Below are 24,743 nucleotides of genomic sequence, written 5' to 3'. Positions count from 1 at the left end.
CTTGCGAGAGATGCTGATGAACTCAATGTTTTTTCTGCACCGGCTGAAATGGGCCGGACTGCTGCTGGTCGCCAACGCCGGGTTACTGCTGTATCTCAGCCTTGGAGACCTTAAGTCGGCATCCATCTGGGACTGGACAGATATTGCCGGGGAGGGTGGGTCGGCGTTGCTGGTGCTGCTGTGGCTCGCGCTGATGCTCAAGGGGAGACCTTCGGGGCGGGTGACCAACCTGCTGTTTGTCGGCCTGTCCTGTCTATTCCTGTCTTTGTGGATGGACACGCTGGATGAGTTTGTTGCGCTGCCGGAAGCCTGGACCTGGGATCACTGGTTGGAATCCGCGCCCATGCCGATCGGCTTCATCTTGCTGACCGTCGGTATCTACCATTGGCACCGTGAGCAACTGGCCATCAATGCCCAAATGATCAACCGTGAACGGCATTTTCGCGAACACCGGCAGTTTGACAAGGTCACGCCTTTGGCTGGAGCGGGCTATTTACGCAGCCAGCTCGCCGTTGCCCTGCCTCAGGCCGAGGAAAGTCAGCAGCCGCTGTCGCTGGTGATTGTCGATCTGGACGACTTCAACCAGATCAACGCGCGCTACGGCCACCAGGAAGGGGACCGGGTGCTGCAACTGGTGTGTCAGCAGATGCTGCTCAATCTGCGTCGACATGACTTGCTTTGCCGTCTGGCGGGTGACCGCTTTGCCGTACTGCTGCCCAATACCCTGGAAGCGCAGGCGCAGGTGCTCGCGCAGGAGCTGAGCCAATCCATCGCGCACCTGGCCTGCAAGAGCAGCGTACAGGGCGAGCGTATTGTGCTGACGGCGACAGCCGTAGCCTTGATGGCACGCCACGATGACGCGGAGTCGTTGCTGAAACGCTCTAATCTGGCCTTGGCGCATGCCAAGCAGACGTTGCAGCGCAAGCGGGCCTGAGGCGATGAGCAGCGACGCTACCTGGCTAGACATCGACTCGCGCGTGATTCTCGCCGGTCACCAGCCAGCCTGTCTGATCGACCTCGCGCTGGGGCGCGGCATTGACAGCCATCGACTGCTGCGTGGCAGCGGTCTGTTTTACGAAGACCTGTTGCTGCCGGATACGCGGTTGAGTGCCGCGCAGTATCTGCGCCTGCTCGATAACGCCCGCACCTTGCTGGATGCTGCCGATAGTAGCTTCCTGCTTGGTCAACGCTTGCTGCCAGGACACTACGGCGCCGCCAGCAATCTGTTGCTGCATGCCGATACGCTGTTGCAGGCGCTGGAGCGTCTGGCGAGTTGCCGCGCCTTGCTCAGCCCTCTGCTGGCACCGCGTCTGCATCTGGATGATCATCACGTCTACCTTTACTGGCGAGAGACTTTTGGGTTAGGGCGTAATCGGCGGTTTTTGCTGGAAGCGGGGATGACCGCAGTGACCAGCCTGGGTCGCTCCCTGGTGGGACAGGCGCTGCCGTGGGAATACCAGCTGGGTTGGGCGCAGCCGGACTACGTCGAGCAGTACTGGGTTCATATGGGGGAGCGGCTGCGTTTTGAAGCGCCTGTCAGCTGTATGCGCTTGCCCCGCGAGTATGTGGTGCGCAAGCCGGTGGCTGCCTCGGCGATGCTGGAGCAGATCGCTGCGCAGCAGACGCGACAGATACTGCAGGGACTACCCGCCAGCGACAGCCTGAGCGAGGCGGTATTCGATCATCTTTACCTGGAGGGTGGTCGCCGTGTCGGTCAGGAACAGGTGGCCGATCACTTCATGCTCAGCGCCGCGACGTTCAAACGGCGTTTGCAGCGTGACGGAACAGGCTTCCAGTCGATCCTCGACAGCGTTCACGCCCAGCGTGCGCTGGAGCTCTATCAGAGCCGTGGCTACAGCCACGATCAGGTCGCCGCCAATCTACAGGTCAGCGACCGCACCAACTTCCGCCGTTTGCTGAAAAGGCTGACCGGGAAGTCTCCTGACAGTCTGCGAATCTGGTTGGAAAGTTGAATTAGATCAGGTGCTTGAAGCGATTACTTAAGACGTCGCTCAATGCCCATCTGCATCAGGATCTTGGCGGAGATCTCTTCGACAGAGAAATGCGTCGAGTTGATGTAGGGGATGTTCTCCTTGCGGAACAGATTCTCCACCTCGCGCACCTCAAACTCACATTGGGCAAAGCTGGAGTAACGACTGTTGGGGCGACGTTCGTTGCGAATACCTTGCAGGCGATCAGGATCGATGGTCAGGCCAAACAGCTTGTGTTTGTGCTCTTTCAGCGCCTTGGGCAGTTGCAGACGCTCCATGTCGTCCTCGGTCAGCGGGTAGTTGGCGGCGCGGATGCCGTATTGCAGCGCCATGTACAGGCAGCTGGGTGTCTTGCCGCAGCGCGATACGCCCACCAGGATGATGTCCGCCTGGGCGTAGTGGTGGGTGCGGGCGCCATCGTCGTTGTCCATGGCGTAGTGCACCGCGTCTATCCGGTCTTTGTAGTGCGTGTTGTGCTGGATCGAGTGCGTCTTGCCGACCGAATAGGACGAGCCGTCGCCCAATTCCTGTTCCAGAGGCGCCAGGAAGGTCGAGAAAATGTCGATCATGTAGCCCTGGGACTTGGCCAGCTCTCGGCGAATTTCGTCATTGACGACGGTGTCAAAAATGATCGGCCGGGCCGCATCTTTCTCGGCAGCGGCATTGATTTGTTGTACCATGTCACGCGCTTTTTCCACGGTATCCACGTAGGGACGCAGCAACTTTGTGAACTGGATGTTCTCGAATTGCGCCAGCAGGCTCTGGCCAAGCGTCTCGGCGGTGATGCCAGTACCATCAGAAATGAAAAAAGCAGTGCGTTTCATTTACGAAGCCTTAATATGTCGTCTCTCGTAGACAGGATGACCCGGACCTTTGGCCTGCGTGTCCCCCGGTGAACGGCATTGTGGCGCATTTGCAGCAGGCAGGCCAGTATGCTGCTGCCGCCAGATTTATTAATTGATTGACGGAGAGATCACCTTGTTAGAGTACGTAGTGTCCTTCGAGCAGCTGGGTGTTGACGACGTCGAGCGGGTAGGCGGCAAGAACGCCTCGCTTGGTGAGATGATCAGCAACCTGGCCAATGCCGGCGTATCGGTTCCCGGTGGCTTTGCAACCACTGCACAGGCCTATCGGGAATTTCTCGAGCAAAGTGGTCTGAACGACCGCATCAATGCTGCGCTGGACAAACTCGACGTCGACGACGTCAACGCCCTGGCCCAGACCGGCGCCCAGATTCGCCAGTGGGTGATGGATGCGCAGTTCCCGCCGGCGCTGGACAAGGCCATCCGTGATGCCTTTGAAACCCTTTCCGAAGGCAATCCTGACCTGGCGGTCGCCGTGCGTTCTTCCGCTACCGCCGAAGACCTGCCTGATGCCTCGTTCGCCGGTCAGCAGGAAACCTTCCTGAACATTCGTGGCGTAGACAACGTGATCTACGCGGCCAAGGAAGTATTTGCCTCGCTGTTCAACGATCGCGCCATTGCCTATCGCGTACACCAGGGCTTCGACCACAAGCTGGTGGCCCTGTCTGCCGGCGTGCAGCGCATGGTGCGCTCTGAAACCGGTACTGCCGGCGTCATGTTCACCCTGGACACCGAGTCTGGCTTTCGCGATGTGGTCTTCATCACCGGCGCGTATGGCCTGGGTGAAACCGTTGTACAGGGTGCGGTCAACCCTGACGAATTCTATGTACACAAGCCCACGCTGGCCGCTGATCGTCCGTCGATCCTGCGCCGCAACCTGGGCAGCAAGGCGATCAAGATGGTCTACGGCGATGAAGCCAAGGCCGGCCGCTCGGTCAAGACCGTCGACGTTGATCTGGCCGATCGCAGCCGCTTCTGCCTGAGTGAAGAAGAAGTGGTCAGCCTGGCCAAGCAGGCGGTGATCATCGAGCAGCACTACGGTCGCCCGATGGACATCGAGTGGGCCAAAGACGGTGACAGCGGCAAGTTGTACATTGTGCAAGCTCGTCCGGAAACCGTTAAAAGCCGCAGCAGCGCCAACGTCATGGAGCGCTATCTGCTGAAAGAAAAGGGCACCGTTCTGGTTGAGGGGCGTGCCATTGGCCAGCGCATTGGTGCCGGCCGCGTGCGTATCGTCAATGACGTTGCCGAGATGGACAAGGTACAGCCCGGTGACGTACTGGTCTCTGACATGACCGATCCGGACTGGGAGCCGGTGATGAAGCGCGCCAGCGCCATCGTCACCAACCGTGGCGGTCGTACCTGCCACGCGGCGATTATTGCCCGCGAGCTGGGCATCCCGGCTGTGGTGGGCTGTGGCAACGCCACCAGCGAGCTGAAAGACGGTCAGGAAGTGACTGTTTCCTGCGCCGAAGGGGATACCGGTCTGATCTACTCCGGCCAGTTGTCCTTCGACGTCAAAACCAACAGCGTCGATGCCATGCCGGAGTTGCCGTTCAAGATCATGATGAACGTGGGTAACCCGGATCGTGCGTTCGACTTTGCCAACCTGCCCAATGAAGGTGTTGGTCTGGCCCGCCTGGAGTTCATCATCAACCGCATGATTGGCGTGCACCCCAAAGCACTGTTGAACTTCGACAGCCTGCCGCCGGACGTCAAGGAAAACGTGCAGAAGCGCATTGCAGGATACAGCGCACCGGTCGATTTCTACGTCGACAAGCTGGTTGAGGGCATCAGCACCCTGGCCGCCGCGTTCTGGCCGAAGAAGGTCATCGTGCGCATGTCCGACTTCAAGTCCAATGAATACGCCAACCTGATCGGCGGCAAGCTGTACGAGCCGGAAGAAGAGAACCCGATGCTGGGTTTCCGTGGCGCCTCGCGTTACATCAGCGATTCCTTCCGCGACTGTTTCGAACTGGAATGCCGCGCCATGAAGCGCGTGCGCGACGAAATGGGCCTGACCAACGTCGAGATCATGATCCCGTTCGTGCGTACCGTCGGCGAAGCCAAGCAGGTTGTCGAGCTGCTGGGTGAAAACGGTCTGAAGCGTGGCGAAAACGGCCTGCGCCTGATCATGATGTGCGAACTTCCCGCCAACGCGCTGCTGGCTGAAGAGTTCCTGGAGCACTTCGACGGTTTCTCCATCGGCTCCAACGACCTGACTCAGCTGACACTGGGCCTGGACCGTGACTCCGGCATCATCGCTCACCTGTTCGACGAGCGTAATGCTGCGGTCAAGAAGCTGCTGAGCAATGCTATCGCGGCCTGCCGCGCCGCCAACAAGTACATCGGCATCTGTGGTCAGGGGCCGTCCGACCATCCTGATCTGGCGCGCTGGCTGATGGAGCAGGGCATCGAGAGCGTCTCCCTGAACCCCGACTCGGTCATGGACACCTGGTTCTTCCTCGCCGAGAATGGCAAGTAAGCGGGTTTACCTTCACGTTCAAGGAGAATGCCATGCAGCACTACGTAACGCCGGACCTGTGTGATGCCTACCCCGATGTCGCGGTGGTTGAGCCGATGTTCAGCAACTTCGGTGGTCACGACTCCTTTGGTGGTCAGATCGTCACCGTGAAATGTCACGAGGACAACTCCATCGTCAAGGAGCAGGTTGACCAGGACGGTACCGGCAAGGTCATGGTCGTTGACGGCGGTGGTTCCCTGCGTCGCGCGCTATTGGGCGACATGCTGGCCGAGAAGGCCGCCAAAAATGGCTGGGAAGGCATCATTGTCTACGGCTGTGTCCGTGACGTCGATGTGTTGGCGCAAACGGCTCTGGGTATCCAGGCGCTGGCCAGCCATCCGATGAAAACCGACAAACGCGGTATCGGTGACCTCAACGTTGTGGTGACCTTTGGCGGCGTGACCTTCCGCCCGGGTGAGTACGTCTATGCCGATAACAACGGCATTATTGTTTCACCCACGGCGCTGAGCATGCCCGAGTAACGGCCTGCTGGCACCAGTTGGCGAGGGGGAGCGTAGCAATACCTCCCCCTTGCTGCGTTATAGCTGGTGCTCAAGTGCTGCCAACCTGCCCGGAGACCGCTATGTCAGACGACGATTCCCTGGAGCGCGCATTGCGCGCCATGCTGCAAGACGATACGGACAATCATGCTCGGCGCAGTGATGACCAGCGCTTGGATAGTGTCTTGCACCGGGCGCACCTGCACGGCGCCGCGGGCGACCTGCTGGAGCTATTCAGCCGCTGGGGCTGGGTGCTGTCCGAGGGAGGCGCGCGCGGCTTGAAGCATGCGCGTCCGACGCGGCGAGATGCCGACAATTCCCAATCGCCTGAGCTCTAACGAGCGGTTCATCTGTCAAATCTGGAGAGTTCTGCCATGGAGTTCGACGTCTGGAGCCAAAGCTTCGTTGCTGCCATGACCACGCTGTGGAGCAAGGTAGCGTCCTTTATTCCTGACTTGATCGCTGCATTGATCATCATTCTGCTTGGTTTGGTTGTGGCCAAAATTGCCGATGCGGTGCTTGGCAAGGGGCTGGCCAAGCTCGGGCTTGACCGTTTGATGAGCGGCACGGGCGTCAATAAGATGCTCGAACGTATCGGCATCAACATGCCGGTCTCGGCCATCACGGGCAAGGTAGCCTATTGGTTCATCCTCTTGACCTTTGTTGTGTCGGCGTCCGAGTCGCTCGGCCTGGCCCGAGTCTCGTCTACGCTGGATGCCATCACCCTGTATCTGCCCAAAGTGGTTGGTGCAGCGCTGATTCTGTTGGGTGGCCTGCTGCTGTCGCACCTGGCAAACGGGGTTGTACGTGGTACGGCCGAGAGTGTCGGTGTGGAGTATGCCAACGGCATTGGCCGCTTTGTACAGGGGCTGCTGGTCATCATTACCGTGTCTTTGGCTATCGGCCAGTTGCAGATCGAGACGGCGCTGCTGAACATGGTGATCGCCATCGTACTGATCACCTTCGGCATGGCGGCGGCTCTGGCGCTTGGTCTTGGCAGTCGCGATCTGGTCGCGCAGATGATCGCCGGCATCTATGTCCGCGAGCTGTATCAGCCGGGTGATGACATTGCAGTGGGTGACGTCGAGGGCGTGATAGAGGAAATCGGCACTGTCAAAACCCAGATTCTGAACGCTGACGGGCAGCTGATTTCGGTTGCCAATCGCGAGCTGATCGAGCAGCGGGTGCGGCGCTGAGCGCCGGTTTAGCCGATAACGGAAGATGTTGGTACCTTGACCACGCAGAGCCGAACACCGCGCCGCTATAACCCAGCCGATCTTGATGATGACGCGCTGGTTCTCAAGGCAAAAAGTGAACTAATTCACACCACAACTGCCTATGAGGAGCTGATGCGGCGATATCAGCGAACTTTGTTTAACGTCTGTGTTCGTTATTTAGGTAACGAGCGCGACGCAGACGATGTTTGCCAGGAAGTAATGCTTAAAGTGTTGCACGGCCTCAAGCAGTTTGAGGGTAAGGCCAAATTTAAAACGTGGCTTTATAGCATCACTTACAACGAGTGCATTACCCAGTATCGCAAGGACAAGCGAAAGCGTCGGCTGATGGATGCGCTCAGTCTCGATCCTCAGGAAGAGGGCGAGGAGCAGGAAGCGAGCACATCCGAAGGGTCGGAAGGACTGAGCCGCTTGTTGGCTCACGTCAATCCGATCGACAGGGAAATTCTGGTGTTGCGGTTTGTCGCGGAATTGGAGTTCCAGGAAATCGCCGACATCATGCACATGGGCTTGAGCGCAACAAAGATGCGTTACAAGCGTGCTTTGGAAAAGTTGCGAAACCAGATTGACAGTCCTTTCATATAAGGCTTGTATAGTTATTAGCGATATTCAGCTATACTCTGTCGGAGTTTTGCGAAAGCTAAACGTCTTAATGGATTTGATGGGGATTCAAAGATGAAATTGAAAAACACTGTGGGTCTCGTTGTTGGTGCCGCGGTTGCTGCCTCCAGTATGTCTGCGCTGGCTGCTGGCAAAGCCGGCTCGGTAGAGGTTGAGGCCTTTGCTGACCGCTACTTCACCGACAGCATGTACGGTTTGAACGATGGCACCCTGGTGGGTGGCAGCCTGGGCTACTTTGTCAGCGACAACACGCTGCTGAACATCGGCCTGGGTAAGTACAAAAACCTCGAAGTAGACGAGGCCAATGGTGAAGATGTCAAAGGCAAACTGGCTCAGGTTGAAGCTGTTTACCACTTCGGCACTGGCAATGTCCTGCCGTACATCTCAGCTGGCCTGGCTCACCAGGAGCTGAAAGCCGATAGCGACAACACTGATGATCGCACCACTATGGCGATGGCTGGCGTGGGCATCAAAAACTACCTGAACGAAAACTTCTTCGTGAAGGCCGGCGTTGATGCGCTGTACGGTTTTGATCACGGCAATACCGAATGGCAAGCTGGTGTAGGCCTGGGTATCAACTTTGGCTCCAAGTCTGAGCCAGTGGCTGAACCCGCTCCGGCACCTGCTCCGGCACCTGCTCCGGCGCCCGCTCCGGAAATGCAGTCGGTTCGCGTTGAGCTGGACGTGCTGTTCGATTTCGACAAAGACACCATCCGTCCTGAATTCCGTCAAGACATCCAGAGCCTGGCTGAATTCATGAAGACCTATCCTTCGGTTACCACTACCGTTGAAGGTCACACCGACTCCGTTGGTAGCGATTCCTACAACCAGAACCTGTCCGAGCGTCGTGCCAATGCGGTACGTGAAGCTCTGATCAGCGAAGGTGTAGACGGCTCCCGTGTTAGCTCCGCCGGTTACGGTGAGGCTCGCCCGATTGCTGACAACGCTACCGATGAAGGCCGCGCGATGAACCGTCGCGTAGAAGCTGAAGTCGAAGCGCAGGTTGAAGTGAAGTAACACTTCTCCCAAGCAGAAAAAACCCGGCCATTGGCCGGGTTTTTTTGTGTTCGGAAAACGCGCTTTTAGTCGTCAGTGTTGTCTTCAGGTTCGACCGAGTTGACGCCGGGAAAGCGCAGGCGAAAGTCTTCGGGCATGGGGCGAACCTTGCCGGTAGCAAAATGGAAGAACACGAAGCCGGACTTGGCCAGCGCCACCAGCTCGCCATTGCTGGCCTTGCTGATGCGGAAGATGATGTCACCGCCGTACTTGTTCAGGTCCATCAGTCCGACTTCAAAGATCAGGGCGTCGCGAGCGAAAGCTTCGCGCAGGTAGGTCGTGGCCAGATCTGTCACGATGATGCCGACGCCTTTCTCGCTGACTTCCTCGATGCCGAACTGATACAGAAAGCGCGCACGAGCCTCGGAGATCATCGAGATCATTGAGTCGTTTGCCAGGTGGTTAGCCGAGTTGATATCGGTGATACGCACCGTGAGCTGAGTGGTGAAGTAAAACTGGTTCTCGGGAAAGTCGAGTTGCAGGCGTGCCATAACTGAATAATGCCTTGTTGCGTGAACCGTAGTGGGGCAGAAGTGCTGCGCATTCTACCTGAGCAGTTTGATGCTTTACAGAAAAAAGGGGCTGCCAGTGGCAGCCCCTTCTTCGACACCGAGCCTGTTGGCTCTGAGCCAGTCAGCTATTAGCCGAACTGGTTCATGGTGTTGTCTTTACCACCCGCTTTCAGAGCAGCTTCGCCAGCGAAGTACTCTTTGTGGTTGTCGCCGATGTCGGAGCCAGCCATGTTCTGGTGCTTGACGCAGGCGATACCCTGACGGATTTCCTGACGCTGAACGCCTTTGACGTACGCCAGCATGCCTTCCTTGTCGAAGTAGCCTTTTGCCAGGTTGTCGGTGGACAGCGCAGCAGTGTGGTAAGTCGGCAGGGTGATCAGGTGGTGGAAGATACCTGCTTCACGGGACGCATCGGCCTGGAAGGTACGGATCTTCTCGTCAGCCAGTTGAGCCAGTTCGGTCTCGTCGTACTCAACGCTCATCAGCTTGGCGCGGTCGTATGCAGAAACGTCCTTGCCTTCTGCAGCCATGGCATCGAATACCTGCTGGCGGAAGTTCAGAGTCCAGTTGAAGGACGGGCTGTTGTTGTAAACCAGCTTGGCGTTCGGGACGACTTCGCGGATACGGTTAACCATGTCAGCGATCTGACCAACGTGCGGCTTCTCGGTTTCGATCCACAGCAGGTCGGCACCGTTTTGCAGGCTGGTGATGCAGTCCAGAACAACGCGGTCAACACCGGTGTCCTTGCGGAACTGGAACAGGCCGGAAGCCAGACGCTTGGGCTTGAGCAGCTTGCCATTGGACTTGATTACAACGTCGCCGTTCTGGATGTCGTCAGCGCTGGAGATGTAGTCACCGTCCAGGAAGCTGTTGTACTGGTCGCCCAGGTCACCCGGCTCGTTGGTGACAGCGATCTGCTTGGTCAGGCCGGCACCCAGGGAGTCGGTACGGGCAACGATAACACCGTCGTCAACGCCCAGCTCGAGGAACGCGTAGCGAACAGCGTTGATCTTGGCGAGGAAGTCGGAGTGCGGAACGGTTACTTTGCCGTCCTGGTGACCGCACTGCTTCTCGTCGGAAACCTGGTTTTCGATCTGGATGCAGCAGGCACCCGCTTCGATCATCTTCTTGGCCAGCAGGTAAGTCGCTTCAGCGTTACCGAAACCGGCGTCGATGTCGGCGATGATCGGCACTACGTGAGTTTCGTAGTTGTCGATCTGGGACTGGATTTCAGCAGCCTTGGCTTGGTCGCCAGCTTCGCGAGCAGCGTCCAGGGCGGTGAACAGCAGGTCCAGTTCACGGGCATCAGCCTGGCGCAGGAAGGTGTACAGCTCTTCGATCAGAGCGGCAACGGAAGTCTTCTCGTGCATGGACTGGTCAGGCAGCGGACCGAACTCGGAACGCAGGGCAGCAACCATCCAGCCGGACAGGTACAGGTAGCGCTTGTTGGTGGTCTTCAGGTGCTTCTTGATGGAGATCAGCTTCTGCTGACCGATGAAGCCGTGCCAGCAACCCAGGGACTGGGTGTAGACAGAAGAGTCGGCGTCGTACTCAGCCATGTCTTTGCGCATGATGGCCGCGGTGTACTTGGCAACGTCCAGACCGGTCTTGAAACGGTTCTGTGCGCGCATGCGAGCGACGGACTCAGGGTTGATAGCGCTCCAGCCACTACCTGCTTGTTCTTTCAGCTCGGCAGCTGCTTTGATGTCGTTTTGATAAGCTGACATGGTCAATCCTTCAAAGTTTGCGTTAGGTTCAGCACGATTTGTCGACCCAATGCTCCGCTGCTGCGGTTACGCTCAAAGGACAGTATGAAAAGGGGGAGACTGGCATGGTGCCAAGAGGGGAGGAGGTGACAGTCGTGCGAGCGCTAAGCCATCGGTAATGGCGTTTGCCTGCTGGCGTCAACTGTGCAGCTTAAATTGCTTCCCCGTCCCTCAGGACAACTTGGTTCCAGTCGCCACCTCGTCATTCGGCCTTGTGGGCTGTAAAGACACGCATCGAACCGTTGGTATGGGTGCGAAGCGGAGACCTTGAGGTCTCTGGCTAGCGGGAGCGAGGGCAATGATGGGACTTCGACTGGGATAAGTCAATGCCGCATGTAGTGTTTTTTGGTTGGCACTACAACGTTCGACAAATGACGCGTCAGTCTACGCGGTCAACTTTCAGGCGAATCGAACCGCTGTCGCTGCGTTGCGTGCTGATGCGTCGCCCGATGTCGCTGTCGCGCCCCGATGAGGCGTCGTCGAGCCCCCCAACGGTGACCCATTGGCCCAGTGGCGCGGTGACCACGGTGTCGGCCTGCTGCACGTCAATCACGCCCTGGCGGCGGCTGTTAAGGCGGTTGTTGTTGGCGCTGAGTGTGATGGTCGCCATATCGCCGCTCAGTTGCACCGTAGCGTAGAAGCCTTGGGTCACGTCCTGGTACTGGGTTTGCTCGATGACTTGGCCGTAGACGTTGGTGGTCGTCGTGGTAATCGGCACGCTTTGCCCACCTTGAATCAATACCGGGTAGCCTTCGCTGGCCATGATCTGACGTACGCCGTCGTTGCTGCCGTAGGTGCGCCGGTTGATGATACGTGCGCTGTTGCCGCGGTTGTTGGGATCGCCAATGATGATGTCGGCTGGCCCGGTGTCGATTCTGCCGTCAACCCGGTAGCCGCCAGTACTGCCGCTGCTGCTGCCGGTGTTGGCAACACTGATCATCAACCGTGAGGGCTGTGTGTCGAGCCGGGCGACCAGAGCCTTGATCTCGTCGATGCGTTGCGGCTCGGCGCGTATCAGCAACTGGTTGCCGTAGGCCGACACGCGCTCGTTGGACTGCAACATCGGTTGGATGGCGGGGATGATATTCTCGGCCATGTTGTAGCCAAGCGGCACAACCTCGGTGGTTGGGGCGGCGTTGGCGATCAGGGTGGCGATCGAGAGCGTCATCCAGCACAGCAGTTTGAGTATGCCTGACTTCACAGTAGAAACCTCCTCAGTGCCGGGTCGGTTTGGCTGCTGGCCCAAAGTTCGTCGAAACGATCACCCCAGCGTTTGGCCTGATCGGGGCTGTCGTGCCTTACGAAGCCGTCGCGCTGACGCGCCTTGGGCAACATGAGAAATCCGCGGTCGTCGCTGATGACCTGTACCTGGGCCTGGAGCGGCAGGTCAGGGTGCTGGCGTTTCACCTGGCACAGACTGGGGAAACGATGCGCCAGGGCGACTGGCGTGTGCCCGGAGAGGAACGCCGGGTCAACGCTCTGCAGCAGGAACCGTATCTGCGCTTTGGGGTTGCGAGCAATAAGTGCTTCGCAGGCGCGGATGAAGTCGCGGCGCTGAAACAGCCAGGCGGCTTGCTCCGGGGCGAATACCAGCAACTGCTGGCGACAGCCTGTTACCAGCTCGCTTAGCAGCGACTGGGCATTGCTTTCATTCAGCGGGGTCAGTGCCGGATCGTCGTCGGGGTAGCGGGCCGGCGCTTCCGAGTCTGTGTCCGGGTTGAGTATGCTGAAGCGCCCGGGGGAAACAAATTCAATGTCGAGCAGCGGCGCTTGTACCTGATCGCGGGCTTGCCAGCACATGTCCTGATGATCAATCCCGGCGTCCAAATACACGTCAGAGCAGACGCTGAAGCCCAGCCGCTGATAAAACGCAATGGCGTGGGTCTGGGCGCTGAGCAACAGCTCATCCATTCCTTGGGCTTGGGCGTGCTCGATGATGGCGCGCATCAACTGGTCGCCCAGCCCGGCGCCGCGATGCTCTGGAAGGATGGCGATTCGGCCGATGTGGCCGTCGGCGAGCAGGCGGCCGGTGCCGACCGGCTGCTCTGCTCGATACAGAAGGAAGTGGGTGGCTGTTTCATCCAGCGCGTCCCACTCCAGGTCCTCGGGAACCTGTTGTTCGTCAATGAATACCCGCTGACGTATGTCGCGCAGGGCTTTGCCTGTGCGCCAGTCGGCAGTGGTAACAAAGACGTCATTCATCCTGTCTCTCCATTAACAAAAAGCCTTTCGCGACCAGCTGTTCCAGTAATTGCTGGGCGTCCTCTTCCTGTGTCCAGCCAAGCAGCAGTTCGGCTGGCAGGTAGCGTTGGTTACAGATTAGCTGAACCAGCGGCAGCAGGGCCGGACCTACCGCGCAGTGCTCGCCGTTGGCAAATAACCGCAAGCTGCCATCTGCCGCTTCCCAGTACGCCAGGCGCACCGCCGGGTTGGGTTCGAGGCCAATGCCGGCATTGAGCAAATCCGCCAGCGGCTCCGGTTCACCGGCGTAGGCCTGTGCCAGCTCCGGATACTTGGCTTCGGTCATGTGGCGGCCAAACCAGGTTGCCAATGCCTCCTTGTCTGAGACCAGGCGCAGGACGCTTTGTTGCAGGCGGTCTATTGCTGCAGGATCAATGGCTGCAGGATCCGACGGACGGTTGACACCGGCATCGCCGTAGCGCTGATCGTCACTCAGGTGGTGAGCCAGATAGTCGGTGAAATGGACCAGTATCTCGGCGTGACTGGGGGCGCGAAAGCCGATGGAGTAGGTCATGCAGTCGGTTTCGGCGACACCGTCGTGGGCGACACCCGGCGGGATGTACAGCATGTCGCCGGGCTCCAGTACCCGCTCATCCTGGCAGTCGAATTCAGCCAGGATGCGCAGGTCCGGGTTCTCCAGCAGCGGGCTGTCCTCGCTGCACTGCTGGCCGATGCGCCAGCGGCGCTTACCGTGGCCCTGCAGCAGAAACACGTCGTAGTTGTCATAGTGCGGGCCAACGCCGCCGCCGGGTGTGGCGTAGCTGATCATGATGTCGTCCACGCGCCAGCTGGGCAGAAAACGGAACTGAGCCAACAGGTCGGCGACTTCGGGCACAAACTGGTCGACTGCCTGCACCAGCAGCGTCCAGTCACGCTCAGGGAGTTGCTGGTAGGTGTCGTCCGGGAAGGGTCCTTGGCGCAGCTCCCAGGGGTGCGAGCCCTCTTTGAGAATAATGCGTGACTCGACTTCTTCTTCGAGCGACAGGCCGGCCAGCTCGTTGGGCTCAATCGGGCTTTCGAAACCGGGAATGGCCTGACGAATCAGCAGCGGTTTGCGCTGCCAGTATTCGGCGAGGAAGCGATCGACACCGATATCACCAAACAGCGAGTCGAATTCAATGGTCATCTTTCTGGCTCCAGAATGGACAGCGCCCGGCAGATCCGGGCGCTGTGGGGCAGGGTGGCGGCGTTGGCCGGCGTGGGTCAGATACGCTCGGCCTGGGCTACTGCGTTACCAATATAGGTGGCCGGGGTCAGGGCCTTGAGTTCGGCCTTGGCATCATCCGGGATCTCCAGGCTGTCAACGAAGGCCAGCAGTGCGTCAGGGGTGATGCCCTTGCCGCGCGTCAGCTCTTTGAGCTTCTCGTAGGGGTTGGACACACCGAAGCGACGCATCACGGTTTGAATCGGCTCCGCCAGCACTTCCCAGCAGTTGTTCAGATCGTCAGCCAGGCGTGCGGCGTTGAGTTCCAGCTTGCCGATGCCCTTGAGCGAGGCTTCGTAGGCGATGACGCTGTGGGCAAAACCAACGCCTAGATTACGCAGGACGGTGGAGTCCGTCAGGTCACGTTGCCAGCGGGAGATCGGCAGTTTGCTGGCCAGGTGCTGCATGATCGCGTTGGCGATGCCGAGGTTGCCTTCGGAGTTTTCGAAGTCGATCGGGTTGACCTTGTGCGGCATGGTCGAGGAGCCGATTTCACCTGCAACGGTCTTCTGCTTGAAGTAGCCCAGCGAGATGTAGCCCCAGATATCGCGATCAAAGTCGATCAGGATGGTGTTGAAGCGAGCGACCGCATCGAACAGCTCGGCGATGTAGTCGTGCGGCTCGATCTGAGTGGTGTACGGGTTGAATTGCAGGCCCAGGGTCTGTTCGATGAACTGTTTGGCGTTGGCCTCCCAGTCGACTGCCGGGTACGCGGACAGGTGGGCGTTGTAGTTGCCGACGGCACCGTTGATCTTGCCCAACAGGGGAATGCTCTCGACTTGCGCAATCTGGCGCTCCAGGCGATAGACCACGTTGGCCAGTTCCTTGCCGAGGGTGGTCGGGGAGGCGGGCTGGCCGTGGGTGCGCGAGAGCATGGGCACATTGGCGTACTGCTTGGCCAGTGCGCGGATGGCATCGGCTACCTGGCGCATCAGCGGCAGAATCACCTCATCGCGGCCGCTGCGCAGCATCAGCGCGTGGGACAGGTTGTTGATGTCCTCGGAGGTGCAGGCAAAGTGGATGAACTCGCTGACCTGCTTCAGCTCGTCGAGCTGTTCGGCCTGCTCTTTGAGCAGGTATTCGACCGCCTTGACGTCATGGTTGGTGGTGCGCTCGATTTCCTTGATGCGCTCGGCGTGTGCCAGGTCAAAGTCTTCGGCCAGGCGGTCGAGGATGGCATTGGCGGCGTCGGAGAACGGAGCAACTTCGCTGATGCCTGGGTGCGCGGCCAGACACTGCAGCCAGCGGACCTCTACCTGAACGCGGAAACGGATCAGGCCGTATTCACTGAAAATAGGGCGCAGGGCGGCGGTTTTGCTGCCATAGCGGCCATCAACCGGGGATACGGCGGTCAGGGAAGTCAGTTGCATAGTTCTCTCGTCAAGGGCTGGCGGAAAAGGGCCAAATCATACACCAGCGCGCGGCGTTTTGCCCGGCTTTGCCGGCAGATACAGGCTGAGCAGACTGGCGGCAAAAATCAGTCCGGCGCCCAGCCAGGAGGACCAGCCCGGCAGTTCGTCCCACAAGACCCAGGCGAAGGCGCCGGAAAAGACAATGGCGAGATAGCTCAGCGGGCCAATTTTGCCCGGCGGAGCCAGGGCATAGGCCCGGGACATCACCAGTTGGCTGGTGGTAGCCACAATGCCGATTGCAGTCAGCAGGCCGAGTTGCGGCAGCGTCAGCGGCTGATAGGCCCATAGCAGCGGAATGGCCGAGAGCAGCGTGGAGAAACTGGCAAAGTAGAAGACGATGCGGGTCGCCGGCTCGCTGTCGCTCATGGCGCGAATCGATACGAAGGCGCAGGCGGCGAGCAGGCTGGCAGCGACACCCGCCAGCGCTTTTGGGTCAAACAGGGCGCCGGTGGGTTTGGCGACCAGAATGACACCGACAAAGCCAATGGCGACGGACAGCATCATGCGTCCGGTCAGGCTTTCCTTCAGCCACCACCAGGCCAGCACGGGTGTGAATACCGGCGCGGCATAGGTAAACACCATGGCATCTGCCAGCGGCAGGTGGGCAATCGCGTAGAAGAAGCAGTACATCGCACCCAGGCCGTAAAAGGTGCGCAGAAAGTGGCTGCCCAGGCGCCGGGTGCGGAACGGGGCAATGCCTCGGATCAGCATCAGCGGCAGAAAGTAGAAAACGCCAATCAGGTTGCGGGCAAAAACCACCGTCTCGTTGTTGACGCCGGTCGAGACCTCGCGAATGAGCACGCCCATGATGGCGAACAGCAGCCCGGAAAGGGCCAGCAGCAGTGCGCCGCGGCGCGGTTGGTCGAGGCGGACGCTCTCAACCACGCAGCACCGCGCGCGTGGCATCCAGCAGCTTGCGACGCTGTAGCAGCAGTTGCCAGCGGTGCCCACCCAACTGCCGCCACAGCGTGGCGGAGCGGATGCCGGCCAGTAGCAGGGTGCGGACCCGGTTGGCCACCTCCGGTTGCTGCAGGTGGCGCATGTCGCCGTGAACCTGGATGCGCAGGCGCAGGGTACTGATGGTGTCCTGGTAGGTGCTGCCCAGCGAGGCCATGACGTTGTCGTGCAACAGGCCGAAATGCTCGACCTGGTGTTCTGCCTGGGCGATACGCTGGCCCAGCACCTGCAGCATGTCGTCACGCTTGGCCAGTTGGCGCTGCAGGGTCAGCAGGTTCATTACGTAGCGCAGGGCATCGCGCTGGAGTGCAGCGGTATCGCGCTCCAGCATCGCTTCCAGTGCTTGCAGGCCGCGGCGGATCTGGTGCGGGCTGCCGCCGTACACATCCACTACGCGATCGGGGGAGCGGTTCAGGATGCTGGCCACCAGGCAGCTGCCGGGGCCTTCGCTCAGCTTGCCACTGCGCGCCAGTTGATCAACCTGTAACCCGGCTTCAAAGGTAGCGCCCAAGGCGATGACCTGATCGGTAAGCTGGCTCACGCGGCGGCCTCGCTGGCGATAGCGGTCTCGATCACGCCGCCGCCCAGGCAGATATCGTTGTGGTAGAGAACCAGTGATTGTCCTGGGGTAACGGCGCGTTGCGGTTCGTCAAAGCGCACCAGATAGCCGTGGGGCGTTTTTTCTAGGGTGCAGGCTTGGTCAGCCTGACGGTAGCGCACCTTGGCGGTCAGGCGCAGCGGCTCAGTCACATCCAGCTCATTGACCCAGTAGATGGACGAGCAGGTCAGCGCATCGGAAAACAGCCAAGGGTGGTTGTTGCCCTGGCCGACCACGAGCACGTTGCGGGTCAGGTCCTTTCTCAACACATACCAGGGGTCGTCACTGGCGCCTTGCAGGCCGCCGATACCCAGACCCTGGCGCTGGCCGATGGTGTGATACATGAGGCCGACGTGGCGGCCGATCACGGTGCCATCGGTGGTCTCGATCTCGCCGGGTTGGGCTGGCAGGTATTGCTTGAGAAAGTCGCTGAAGCGGCGCTCGCCAATGAAGCAGATGCCGGTGGAATCTTTCTTGCGGGCTGTGGCCAGCTCATAGCGCTCGGCGATGCGGCGGACTTCCGGCTTTTCCAGCTCGCCGACGGGAAATAGCGTGCGTGCGATCTGCTCGGCGCCGACGGCATGCAGAAAGTAGCTCTGGTCCTTGTTGTTGTCGATGCCGCGCAACAATACCGTCTGGCCGTCGCGTTCGCCCCGGCGCACGTAATGCCCGGTCGCAATCAGGTCGGCACCCAGGCTCAGGGCGTAGTCGAGGAACGCCTTGAACTTGATCTCGCGGTTGCAAAGGATGTCCGGGTTGGGCGTGCGGCCAGCCTTGTATTCTTCCAGGAAGTGTTCGAACACATTGTCCCAGTACTCGGCCGCGAAATTGGCGGTATGCAGCTTGATACCCAGCCGGTCACTCACGGCCTGCGCATCGGCCAGGTCTTCCTTGGCGGTGCAGTATTCGGTGCCGTCGTCCTCGTCCCAGTTCTTCATGAACAGGCCTTCAACCTGATAGCCCTGTTCCAGCAGCAGGGCCGCAGAGACGGAGGAGTCAACGCCGCCGGACATGCCGACGATAACGCGAATTTCGGAGTTGGGCGTGGTGGTCTGGGTAGACATGTCAGCGAATCAGATCCAGTGAGTAGTGCGGTTTGTTCAGGTAGTCGCGAATGCAGTCGGCAACCAGATGGCTGCGCAGCTGGGCGCTATTGTCGACAATCTCGTCCAGGGTCATCCAGCGGGCACGAATAATACCTTCGTCCAGCGGTCTGTCTGCATCATGGCTGATAGGCTTGGCGCTAAAGCAGACGCGCTGATAGGTTTCACCGTTGGCGGCCTGAAACAGGTAGATGCCAATGACGGCCCCCAGTTCGACGTGCCAGGCGGTTTCCTCGAGGGTTTCCCGTCTGGCGGCTTGCAACAGGGTTTCGTCGGCCTCGAGATGGCCTGCAGGTTGATTTAGCACAATACGTCCGTCACGTTTTTCCTCGACCATCAGGAAGCGAGACTGATGCTCGACGATGGTGGCGACGGTGACGTGGGGTAAAAAGCGCATCGCGACTCCTCGGCAGGTGCGATAGGGTAGCGCAAAGCGTTCGGGCGGTGAAGCTGGCTTTGGTAAAGCCGGAGAAAGCGACTAGGATGCTGATTGGTTGTGCGTGTAGTGCGAATTGTAGTGTTACTACATATTTTTTCTGAATCACCCCTGATGGGTGTGCCGAATGGGGTGTTAAGTAGCCAGGCGGGACAGTTGTAGACAAAAGTGCGTGACAATCTGTAGGAAAACTACAACAATAACGCCGCTGAAAATCCGTATTCAATGGCGCGGCGAGGGTTATCCTCCCTCGACGCTGTCAGTGCAACGACAACACAAACGGAGTCAAAGATGGGATACCAAAAGATCCAGGTGCCGGCCAGCGGCGACAAAATTACCGTTAATGCCGACCTTTCCCTGAACGTACCCGATAATCCGATCATCCCCTTCATCGAGGGCGACGGAATCGGTTACGACATTTCCCCGGTCATGATCAAAGTCGTCGACGCGGCGATTGAGAAGGCCTACGCCGGTAAGCGCAAGATTTCCTGGATGGAAGTCTATGCCGGTGAGAAAGCCACCCAGGTTTACGATCAGGACACCTGGCTGCCGGCTGAAACGCTGGACGCCGTTAAAGAGTATGTTGTTTCCATCAAAGGCCCGCTGACCACGCCGGTAGGCGGTGGTATCCGCTCGCTGAACGTCGCGCTGCGCCAAGAGCTGGATCTGTATGTTTGCCAACGTCCGGTGCGCTGGTTCGAAGGCGTGCCGAGCCCGGTCAAGAAGCCGGGTGACGTCGACATGGTCATCTTCCGCGAGAACTCCGAAGACATCTACGCCGGTGTTGAGTGGAAAGCCGGTACGCCGGAAGCCGAGAAGGTCATCAAGTTCCTGACCGAAGAAATGGGCGTCAAGAAGATCCGCTTCACCGACATGTGCGGTATCGGCATCAAGCCTGTCTCCGAAGCCGGCACCAAGCGTCTGGTTCGCCAGGCCCTGCAATACACTGTCGATAACGACCGTGACTCCCTGACCCTGGTTCACAAGGGCAACATCATGAAGTTCACCGAAGGTGCCTTCAAAGACTGGGGTTACGAAGTGGCGCGCGACGAGTTTGGCGCAGAGTTGCTGGACGGCGGCCCGTGGATGCAGTTCAAGAACCCGAATACCGGCAAGAACGTCATCGTCAAGGACGTGATCGCTGACGCCATGCTGCAGCAGATCCTGCTGCGTCCGGCCGAGTACGACGTGATCGCTACCCTGAACCTGAACGGTGACTACCTGTCCGACGCGCTGGCTGCCGAAGTGGGTGGTATCGGTATCGCTCCGGGTGCCAACCTGTCCGACTCCGTTGCCATGTTCGAAGCGACCCACGGTACTGCTCCGAAGTACGCCGGTCAGGACAAGGTCAACCCGGGTTCGGTGATCCTGTCTGCCGAAATGATGCTCCGCCACATGGGCTGGGTTGAGGCGGCTGATCTGATCATCAAGGGTGTCAATGGTGCGATCGCCAACAAGACTGTCACCTACGACTTCGAGCGTCTGATGGACGGTGCTACCCTGCGCAAGTGCTCCGAGTTTGGCGACGACGTCATCGGTGCCATGTAATTGCTGATGGGCTGCGCTGCAGCCCGTTTTGGCATTGCATACAACAAAGCCGGCTATCGCCGGCTTTGTTGTGTCTGGCACCGCCGTTATCAGGCGCCGCTATTGATGCGCGTAGCTGGCAGTGGCGCCTTCAATTTCATCCGCTTTCTTGCTAGCGTGTTCCGCTTGCGATTGAATGTTGATGGCGTGCAGCCCCTTGGGACCCTGGATGATGTCGAATTGAACCGGTTGCCCGGCCTTGAGCGTTTTATAGCCGTCCATATGGATGGCTGAATAATGCGCAAAGAGGTCCTCGTCCCGGCCGTCGGCTACGATAAACCCATAACCCTTGGCGTTGTTGAACCATTTGACCTTACCGTTCTCCATACTGCATCCCTCTGATAGCCTGTCACTTCATGTGAGTGTGTCGCGCTCCGGACTGACCGCAAGGTCATTGTGCATGTATTTGATGACTGGTCAGTCGCGCACCTTTACACTTTTAACAGTGATTCAGAGCAAGTCAAGCCAGGTCCGGAAATCCTGTGTCCCAGTGCGCAGTTTTGCGATAAGCGGTGCAGGTGATCGGCTCTCCCAACCAGTGAATGTGCAGATGTTTTCAATGACGGATTTTCAACTAACCTTACAGCAAGGGCCGGCTGAGCCTGAGCAAGGTGATGATCACGGCCTTGCGGTCGAGACCAGCAAACCCCAGCTCAAGCCACCGTCACGCTACAAGGTCATCATGCTTAACGATGACTACACTCCGATGGACTTTGTTGTGGAGGTGCTGGAGCGATTTTTTTCACATAACCGTGAAAGTGCCACGCAGATCATGCTGAAAGTGCATACTGAGGGCAGAGCGGTTTGCGGTATTTATACCCGTGACATTGCCGAGACCAAGGCGGCAGAAGTAAATGAATACGCGAGGGAATGCCAGCACCCGTTGATGTGTCAGATTGAACGGGAAGCGTAACAAGGCGATTTGCATCGCATACGAGGTGGCAACATGCTCAACAGAGATCTCGAGATCACCCTGAATCTGGCGTTCAAGGAAGCGCGCAACAAGCGTCATGAGTTCATGACCGTCGAACATCTGCTGCTGGCTCTGCTGGACAACCAGGCTGCGGTGGATGTGCTCAACGCCTGCGGCGCTGACCTGGAGCGCCTGCGCCGCGAACTGACTGAATTTATTGATTCCACCACGCCGCTGATTCCCAAGCAGGATCAGGAGCGTGAAACCCAGCCGACGCTGGGCTTTCAGCGCGTACTGCAACGTGCTGTATTCCATGTACAAAGCTCTGGCAAGGGGGAAGTCAGCGGCGCGAATGTGCTGGTCGCGATCTTCAGCGAGCAGGAAAGTCAGGCGGTTTTCTTCCTCAAGCAGCAGCAGATTGCCCGCATCGATATCGTCAACTTCATCTCCCACGGCATCTCCAAGGTGCAAAGCGATGCCGAGCAACTGAACGAAGAGCAAGACAGCATCGAGGAAGAGGGCGGTGAAGGCGCTACCGCCAGCAACCCGCTCGAAAGTTACGCCAGTAATCTCAATGAACAGGCGCGCAAGGGGCGCATTGACCCGCTGGTTGGGCGCGCCTCTGAGGTAGAGCGCGTGGCGCAGATCCTGATGCGTCGGCGCAAGAACAATCCGCTGCTGGTCGGTGAGGCCGGCGTGGGTAAAACGGCGATCGCCGAGGGGCTGGCCAAGCGCATCGTTGATGGCGAGGTGCCCGACACCCTGTCCGAGGCGGTGGTGTATTCGCTTGATCTGGGCGCGTTGCTGGCCGGTACCAAATACCGCGGTGACTTCGAGAAGCGTTTCAAGGCGTTGCTCAAGGCGCTGAAAAAGCGCCCGCAGGCCATTCTGTTTATCGACGAAATTCACACGATCATTGGCGCGGGCGCCGCCTCCGGTGGTGTGATGGACGCCTCCAACCTGCTCAAGCCGCTGCTGTCGTCCGGCGAGATTCGCTGCATCGGCTCGACCACCTTCCAGGAGTTTCGCGGGATCTTCGAGAAGGATCGCGCCCTGGCACGTCGCTTCCAGAAGGTTGACGTGGTTGAGCCGTCAGTCAGCGATACCATCCAGATTCTTAAAGGGCTGAAGAGCCGCTTTGAGGAGCACCATGGCATTCGCTACACCGACGAGGCACTTAAGGTGGCAGCGGAGCTGGCTAGCCGTTATATCAATGACCGGCATATGCCTGACAAGGCGATTGATGTGATTGATGAGGCGGGCGCCTATCAACGGCTACAGCTGCCGGAGAATCGTCCGGAATTTATTGATGTGGCCGAAGTGGAGGCCATTGTCGCCAAGATTGCGCGCATTCCGCCCAAGCACGTCTCCTCCAGCGACAAGGAACTGCTGAAGAACCTGGAGCGCGATCTGAAGCTGGTGGTCTTTGGCCAGGATGGGGCCATCGAAGCGCTGTCAACGGCGATCAAACTGTCGCGCGCGGGCCTGAAATCGGCCGACAAGCCGGTGGGTTCTTTCCTGTTCGCCGGCCCGACCGGTGTGGGCAAGACCGAGGTCACGCGACAGCTGGCCAAGAGCCTGGGCGTTGAGCTGCTGCGCTTTGACATGTCCGAGTACATGGAGCGGCACACCGTCTCCCGTCTGATTGGCGCGCCTCCGGGCTACGTCGGTTTTGATCAGGGTGGTTTGCTGACCGAGGCGGTGACCAAGAGCCCGCACTGCGTGCTGCTGCTCGATGAAATCGAGAAGGCGCACCCGGAAGTCTTCAACCTGCTGCTGCAGGTGATGGATCACGGCACGCTGACCGACAACAACGGCCGCAAGGCGGATTTCCGCAACGTGATCATCGTGATGACCACCAACGCGGGCGCCGAAACCATGACGCGTGCATCAATCGGCTTCACTCAGCAGGACCACAGCACCGATGGCATGGAGATCATCAAGAAGGCCTTTACGCCGGAGTTCCGCAATCGTCTTGATGCCATCATTCAGTTTGGCCGTCTGACTCACGAAAGCATCAAGTTCGTGGTCGACAAGTTCCTCACCGAACTGCAGGCCCAGCTGGAAGACAAGCATGTGCTGCTGGATGTAGACGAGGAGGCGCGTAACTGGTTGGCCGAGCACGGCTACGACCCGATGATGGGGGCCCGCCCTATGGCACGGCTGATCCAGGACAAAATCAAGCGGCCGCTGGCCGAGCAGATCCTGTTTGGGGAGTTGGCGGAGCAGGGCGGTACCGTCCATGTGACGCTGCGTGACGGTGAGCTGGAAATCGAGGTGCCGGAAGCCGAGATGGCTTGATTGCACCTCTCGCGTAACGCAACGGCGCGCTCTGTATGGGGCGCGCCGTTTTTGTTTCTAGAGGTCGAAGCGGGTCCAGATGGGCGCGTGATCGGAGGGCTTTTCCATGCTGCGGATGTCGTAGTCGATACCACTTTCCAGGCAGCGCTCGGCCAGCGCCTTGCTTGCCAGGATAAGGTCGATACGCAGGCCACGTTTGGGGTCGTCTTCAAAGCCGCGGCTACGGTAATCAAACCAGCTGAAGCGATCGGCCGTTTCCGGGTGCAGGTGGCGGTAGCTGTCGATCAGCCCCCAGTCTTTCAGACGTTGCAGCCAGGCGCGCTCCTCCGGCAGGAAGCTGCATTTGCCGGTGCGCAGCCAGCGCTTGGCATTGTCGGCGCCGATACCGATATCGGCGTCGGTATCGGAGATGTTCATGTCGCCGATAATGGCAATGCGCTGCTCAGGGTTGAAGTCGGCCTCCAGGTGCGCTTGCAGGTCGGCGTAGAACTTCTCCTTGGCGGGGAATTTGATGGGGTGGTCGCGGCTTTCACCCTGAGGAAAGTAGCCATTGAAGACAATCAGTGGTTCACCGTCGGCGCAGGGTACTGCGGCACTGATCATGCGACGCTGGGCATCGTCGGCGTCGCCCGGGAAGCCCTTGCGTACCCACAGCGGTTGCTGACGTGTCAGCAGCGCCACGCCGTAGTGTCCTTTCTGGCCGTGGAAGGCAACGTGATAACCGAGGGCCTCGAGGTCGGCCAGCGGGAACTGAGGATCGTCGACCTTGGTCTCTTGCAGACCGATGACCTCGGGCGAGTGCCGGTCCACCACTTCTTTCAGTTGGTGAGGGCGTGCGCGCAGGCCGTTGATATTAAAGGATACGATCTTCATGGTTAGGTCCGTTCTTGAGTGACTTTCTAGCGACTGAGAGCGGCAAGAGT

General features: G+C 59.1%; 24 protein-coding genes. 11 read left to right on the top strand and 13 right to left on the bottom strand.

What is annotated here, in order from left to right:
- Nucleotides 1-16 precede the first annotated feature (16 nt).
- Complete coding sequence (locus CNQ84_RS16970) at nt 17-934, top strand: GGDEF domain-containing protein (protein WP_096006052.1); 918 nt, start codon at nt 17-19, stop codon at nt 932-934.
- A gap of 4 nt (nt 935-938) precedes the next feature.
- A complete protein-coding gene (locus CNQ84_RS16965) occupies nt 939-1,973 on the top strand; it encodes an AraC family transcriptional regulator ligand-binding domain-containing protein (protein WP_096006026.1) in 1,035 nt (344 codons plus the stop codon).
- Nucleotides 1,974-1,996: 23 nt separating this feature from the next.
- On the opposite strand, the gene ppsR is transcribed toward CNQ84_RS16965, so the two are convergent.
- Nucleotides 1,997-2,815 carry a posphoenolpyruvate synthetase regulatory kinase/phosphorylase PpsR gene (ppsR, locus tag CNQ84_RS16960; RefSeq protein ID WP_096006025.1) on the bottom strand — a complete coding sequence of 273 codons (819 nt, stop codon included), beginning with the start codon at nt 2,813-2,815 and terminating at the stop codon, nt 1,997-1,999.
- A gap of 154 nt (nt 2,816-2,969) precedes the next feature.
- Between ppsR and ppsA the strand changes: the two genes are divergently transcribed.
- The 6 genes from ppsA to CNQ84_RS16930 all read left to right on the top strand — a co-directional run bounded on the left by ppsA (nt 2,970) and on the right by CNQ84_RS16930 (nt 8,751).
- Entirely contained in the window at nt 2,970-5,339 is a 2,370-nt protein-coding gene (gene ppsA / locus CNQ84_RS16955; protein ID WP_096006051.1) for a phosphoenolpyruvate synthase, read from the top strand.
- 32 nt (nt 5,340-5,371) lie between these two features.
- A complete protein-coding gene (gene rraA / locus CNQ84_RS16950) occupies nt 5,372-5,860 on the top strand; it encodes a ribonuclease E activity regulator RraA (protein WP_096006024.1) in 489 nt (162 codons plus the stop codon).
- Between the two features lie 101 nt (nt 5,861-5,961).
- Entirely contained in the window at nt 5,962-6,216 is a 255-nt protein-coding gene (locus tag CNQ84_RS16945; RefSeq protein ID WP_065336142.1) for a hypothetical protein, read from the top strand.
- Nucleotides 6,217-6,252: 36 nt separating this feature from the next.
- A complete protein-coding gene (locus CNQ84_RS16940; protein WP_096006023.1) occupies nt 6,253-7,074 on the top strand; it encodes a mechanosensitive ion channel family protein in 822 nt (273 codons plus the stop codon).
- Between the two features lie 36 nt (nt 7,075-7,110).
- The gene (gene sigX, locus CNQ84_RS16935; RefSeq protein ID WP_096006022.1) at nt 7,111-7,698 is read left to right on the top strand and encodes an RNA polymerase sigma factor SigX; all 588 of its coding nucleotides are present in this window, start codon (nt 7,111-7,113) and stop codon (nt 7,696-7,698) included.
- A 90-nt stretch (nt 7,699-7,788) separates the two neighbouring features.
- Nucleotides 7,789-8,751, top strand: coding sequence for an OmpA family protein (locus CNQ84_RS16930; RefSeq protein ID WP_096006021.1), 963 nt, complete (start codon nt 7,789-7,791; stop codon nt 8,749-8,751).
- Between the two features lie 65 nt (nt 8,752-8,816).
- On the opposite strand, the gene CNQ84_RS16925 is transcribed toward CNQ84_RS16930, so the two are convergent.
- The 10 genes from CNQ84_RS16925 to CNQ84_RS16880 all read right to left on the bottom strand — a co-directional run bounded on the left by CNQ84_RS16925 (nt 8,817) and on the right by CNQ84_RS16880 (nt 18,980).
- The gene (locus CNQ84_RS16925; protein WP_096006020.1) at nt 8,817-9,281 is read right to left on the bottom strand and encodes an acyl-CoA thioesterase; all 465 of its coding nucleotides are present in this window, start codon (nt 9,279-9,281) and stop codon (nt 8,817-8,819) included.
- Between the two features lie 149 nt (nt 9,282-9,430).
- Complete coding sequence (locus tag CNQ84_RS16920) at nt 9,431-11,029, bottom strand: isocitrate lyase (protein WP_096006019.1); 1,599 nt, start codon at nt 11,027-11,029, stop codon at nt 9,431-9,433.
- Between the two features lie 418 nt (nt 11,030-11,447).
- Nucleotides 11,448-12,269: a secretin N-terminal domain-containing protein gene (locus CNQ84_RS16915; protein WP_096006018.1), complete on the bottom strand. Its 822-nt coding sequence runs from the start codon at nt 12,267-12,269 to the stop codon at nt 11,448-11,450.
- Nucleotides 12,266-13,270, bottom strand: a complete 1,005-nt coding sequence (locus tag CNQ84_RS21175; RefSeq protein ID WP_096006017.1) for a GNAT family N-acetyltransferase — start codon at nt 13,268-13,270, stop codon at nt 12,266-12,268. The genes CNQ84_RS16915 and CNQ84_RS21175 overlap by 4 nt, the downstream gene beginning before the upstream one ends.
- On the bottom strand, nt 13,263-14,435 hold the full coding sequence (locus CNQ84_RS16905; RefSeq protein ID WP_096006016.1) for a ribosomal protein uL16 3-hydroxylase: 1,173 nt from the start codon (nt 14,433-14,435) through the stop codon (nt 13,263-13,265). The genes CNQ84_RS21175 and CNQ84_RS16905 overlap by 8 nt, the downstream gene beginning before the upstream one ends.
- Before the next feature lie 77 nt (nt 14,436-14,512).
- The gene (purB, locus tag CNQ84_RS16900; RefSeq protein ID WP_096006015.1) at nt 14,513-15,883 is read right to left on the bottom strand and encodes an adenylosuccinate lyase; all 1,371 of its coding nucleotides are present in this window, start codon (nt 15,881-15,883) and stop codon (nt 14,513-14,515) included.
- A gap of 36 nt (nt 15,884-15,919) precedes the next feature.
- Complete coding sequence (locus tag CNQ84_RS16895) at nt 15,920-16,810, bottom strand: DMT family transporter (RefSeq protein ID WP_245841456.1); 891 nt, start codon at nt 16,808-16,810, stop codon at nt 15,920-15,922.
- Nucleotides 16,803-17,423: a high frequency lysogenization protein HflD gene (gene hflD / locus CNQ84_RS16890; protein ID WP_096006013.1), complete on the bottom strand. Its 621-nt coding sequence runs from the start codon at nt 17,421-17,423 to the stop codon at nt 16,803-16,805. Before hflD ends, CNQ84_RS16895 begins: the two co-directional genes overlap by 8 nt.
- Complete coding sequence (gene mnmA, locus CNQ84_RS16885; RefSeq protein WP_096006012.1) at nt 17,420-18,544, bottom strand: tRNA 2-thiouridine(34) synthase MnmA; 1,125 nt, start codon at nt 18,542-18,544, stop codon at nt 17,420-17,422. Before mnmA ends, hflD begins: the two co-directional genes overlap by 4 nt.
- Before the next feature lies 1 nt (nt 18,545).
- A complete protein-coding gene (locus tag CNQ84_RS16880) occupies nt 18,546-18,980 on the bottom strand; it encodes an NUDIX hydrolase (RefSeq protein ID WP_096006011.1) in 435 nt (144 codons plus the stop codon).
- Between the two features lie 330 nt (nt 18,981-19,310).
- Here CNQ84_RS16880 and icd point away from each other — a divergent pair, with 330 nt between their 5' ends.
- Nucleotides 19,311-20,567 (top strand): NADP-dependent isocitrate dehydrogenase, encoded by a 1,257-nt coding sequence (icd, locus tag CNQ84_RS16875; RefSeq protein WP_096006010.1) that lies wholly within the window; start codon nt 19,311-19,313, stop codon nt 20,565-20,567.
- 99 nt (nt 20,568-20,666) lie between these two features.
- On the opposite strand, the gene cspD is transcribed toward icd, so the two are convergent.
- Nucleotides 20,667-20,933, bottom strand: a complete 267-nt coding sequence (gene cspD / locus CNQ84_RS16870; RefSeq protein WP_096006009.1) for a cold shock domain-containing protein CspD — start codon at nt 20,931-20,933, stop codon at nt 20,667-20,669.
- A 232-nt stretch (nt 20,934-21,165) separates the two neighbouring features.
- Between cspD and clpS the strand changes: the two genes are divergently transcribed.
- Both clpS and clpA read left to right on the top strand, forming a co-directional pair.
- Nucleotides 21,166-21,519: an ATP-dependent Clp protease adapter ClpS gene (gene clpS, locus CNQ84_RS16865; RefSeq protein ID WP_407920673.1), complete on the top strand. Its 354-nt coding sequence runs from the start codon at nt 21,166-21,168 to the stop codon at nt 21,517-21,519.
- A 33-nt stretch (nt 21,520-21,552) separates the two neighbouring features.
- Nucleotides 21,553-23,820: an ATP-dependent Clp protease ATP-binding subunit ClpA gene (gene clpA, locus CNQ84_RS16860; RefSeq protein ID WP_096006007.1), complete on the top strand. Its 2,268-nt coding sequence runs from the start codon at nt 21,553-21,555 to the stop codon at nt 23,818-23,820.
- A 57-nt stretch (nt 23,821-23,877) separates the two neighbouring features.
- Here the strand turns inward: clpA and xthA are convergent, their stop codons facing one another.
- Nucleotides 23,878-24,693, bottom strand: a complete 816-nt coding sequence (gene xthA, locus CNQ84_RS16855; protein ID WP_096006006.1) for an exodeoxyribonuclease III — start codon at nt 24,691-24,693, stop codon at nt 23,878-23,880.
- Nucleotides 24,694-24,743: the final 50 nt, after the last annotated feature.

This window comes from Pseudomonas abyssi, assembly GCF_002307495.1.
GTDB classification, from domain to species: Bacteria; Pseudomonadota; Gammaproteobacteria; order Pseudomonadales; family Pseudomonadaceae; genus Halopseudomonas; species Halopseudomonas abyssi.
The sequence above is the reverse complement of the archived record's forward strand: the minus strand, read 5'-3'. Positions and strand labels throughout refer to the sequence as shown.

Bases quoted from the DNA above. Each gene is read 5' to 3' on its own strand.
- CNQ84_RS16940 (WP_096006023.1), top strand. From the start codon at position 6,253: ATGGAGTTCGACGTCTGGAGCCAAAGCTTCGTTGCTGCCATGACCACG.
- clpS (WP_407920673.1), top strand. From the start codon at position 21,166: ATGACGGATTTTCAACTAACCTTACAGCAAGGGCCGGCTGAGCCTGAG.
- clpA (WP_096006007.1), top strand. From the start codon at position 21,553: ATGCTCAACAGAGATCTCGAGATCACCCTGAATCTGGCGTTCAAGGAA.
- CNQ84_RS16925 (WP_096006020.1), bottom strand. From the start codon at position 9,281: ATGGCACGCCTGCAACTCGACTTTCCCGAGAACCAGTTTTACTTCACC.
- CNQ84_RS16965 (WP_096006026.1), top strand. From the start codon at position 939: ATGAGCAGCGACGCTACCTGGCTAGACATCGACTCGCGCGTGATTCTC.
- CNQ84_RS16905 (WP_096006016.1), bottom strand. From the start codon at position 14,435: ATGACCATTGAATTCGACTCGCTGTTTGGTGATATCGGTGTCGATCGC.
- icd (WP_096006010.1), top strand. From the start codon at position 19,311: ATGGGATACCAAAAGATCCAGGTGCCGGCCAGCGGCGACAAAATTACC.
- cspD (WP_096006009.1), bottom strand. From the start codon at position 20,933: ATGGAGAACGGTAAGGTCAAATGGTTCAACAACGCCAAGGGTTATGGG.
- xthA (WP_096006006.1), bottom strand. From the start codon at position 24,693: ATGAAGATCGTATCCTTTAATATCAACGGCCTGCGCGCACGCCCTCAC.
- CNQ84_RS21175 (WP_096006017.1), bottom strand. From the start codon at position 13,270: ATGAATGACGTCTTTGTTACCACTGCCGACTGGCGCACAGGCAAAGCC.
- rraA (WP_096006024.1), top strand. From the start codon at position 5,372: ATGCAGCACTACGTAACGCCGGACCTGTGTGATGCCTACCCCGATGTC.
- mnmA (WP_096006012.1), bottom strand. From the start codon at position 18,544: ATGTCTACCCAGACCACCACGCCCAACTCCGAAATTCGCGTTATCGTC.
- CNQ84_RS16880 (WP_096006011.1), bottom strand. From the start codon at position 18,980: ATGCGCTTTTTACCCCACGTCACCGTCGCCACCATCGTCGAGCATCAG.
- CNQ84_RS16945 (WP_065336142.1), top strand. From the start codon at position 5,962: ATGTCAGACGACGATTCCCTGGAGCGCGCATTGCGCGCCATGCTGCAA.
- CNQ84_RS16920 (WP_096006019.1), bottom strand. From the start codon at position 11,029: ATGTCAGCTTATCAAAACGACATCAAAGCAGCTGCCGAGCTGAAAGAA.
- CNQ84_RS16930 (WP_096006021.1), top strand. From the start codon at position 7,789: ATGAAATTGAAAAACACTGTGGGTCTCGTTGTTGGTGCCGCGGTTGCT.
- purB (WP_096006015.1), bottom strand. From the start codon at position 15,883: ATGCAACTGACTTCCCTGACCGCCGTATCCCCGGTTGATGGCCGCTAT.
- CNQ84_RS16970 (WP_096006052.1), top strand. From the start codon at position 17: ATGAACTCAATGTTTTTTCTGCACCGGCTGAAATGGGCCGGACTGCTG.
- ppsR (WP_096006025.1), bottom strand. From the start codon at position 2,815: ATGAAACGCACTGCTTTTTTCATTTCTGATGGTACTGGCATCACCGCC.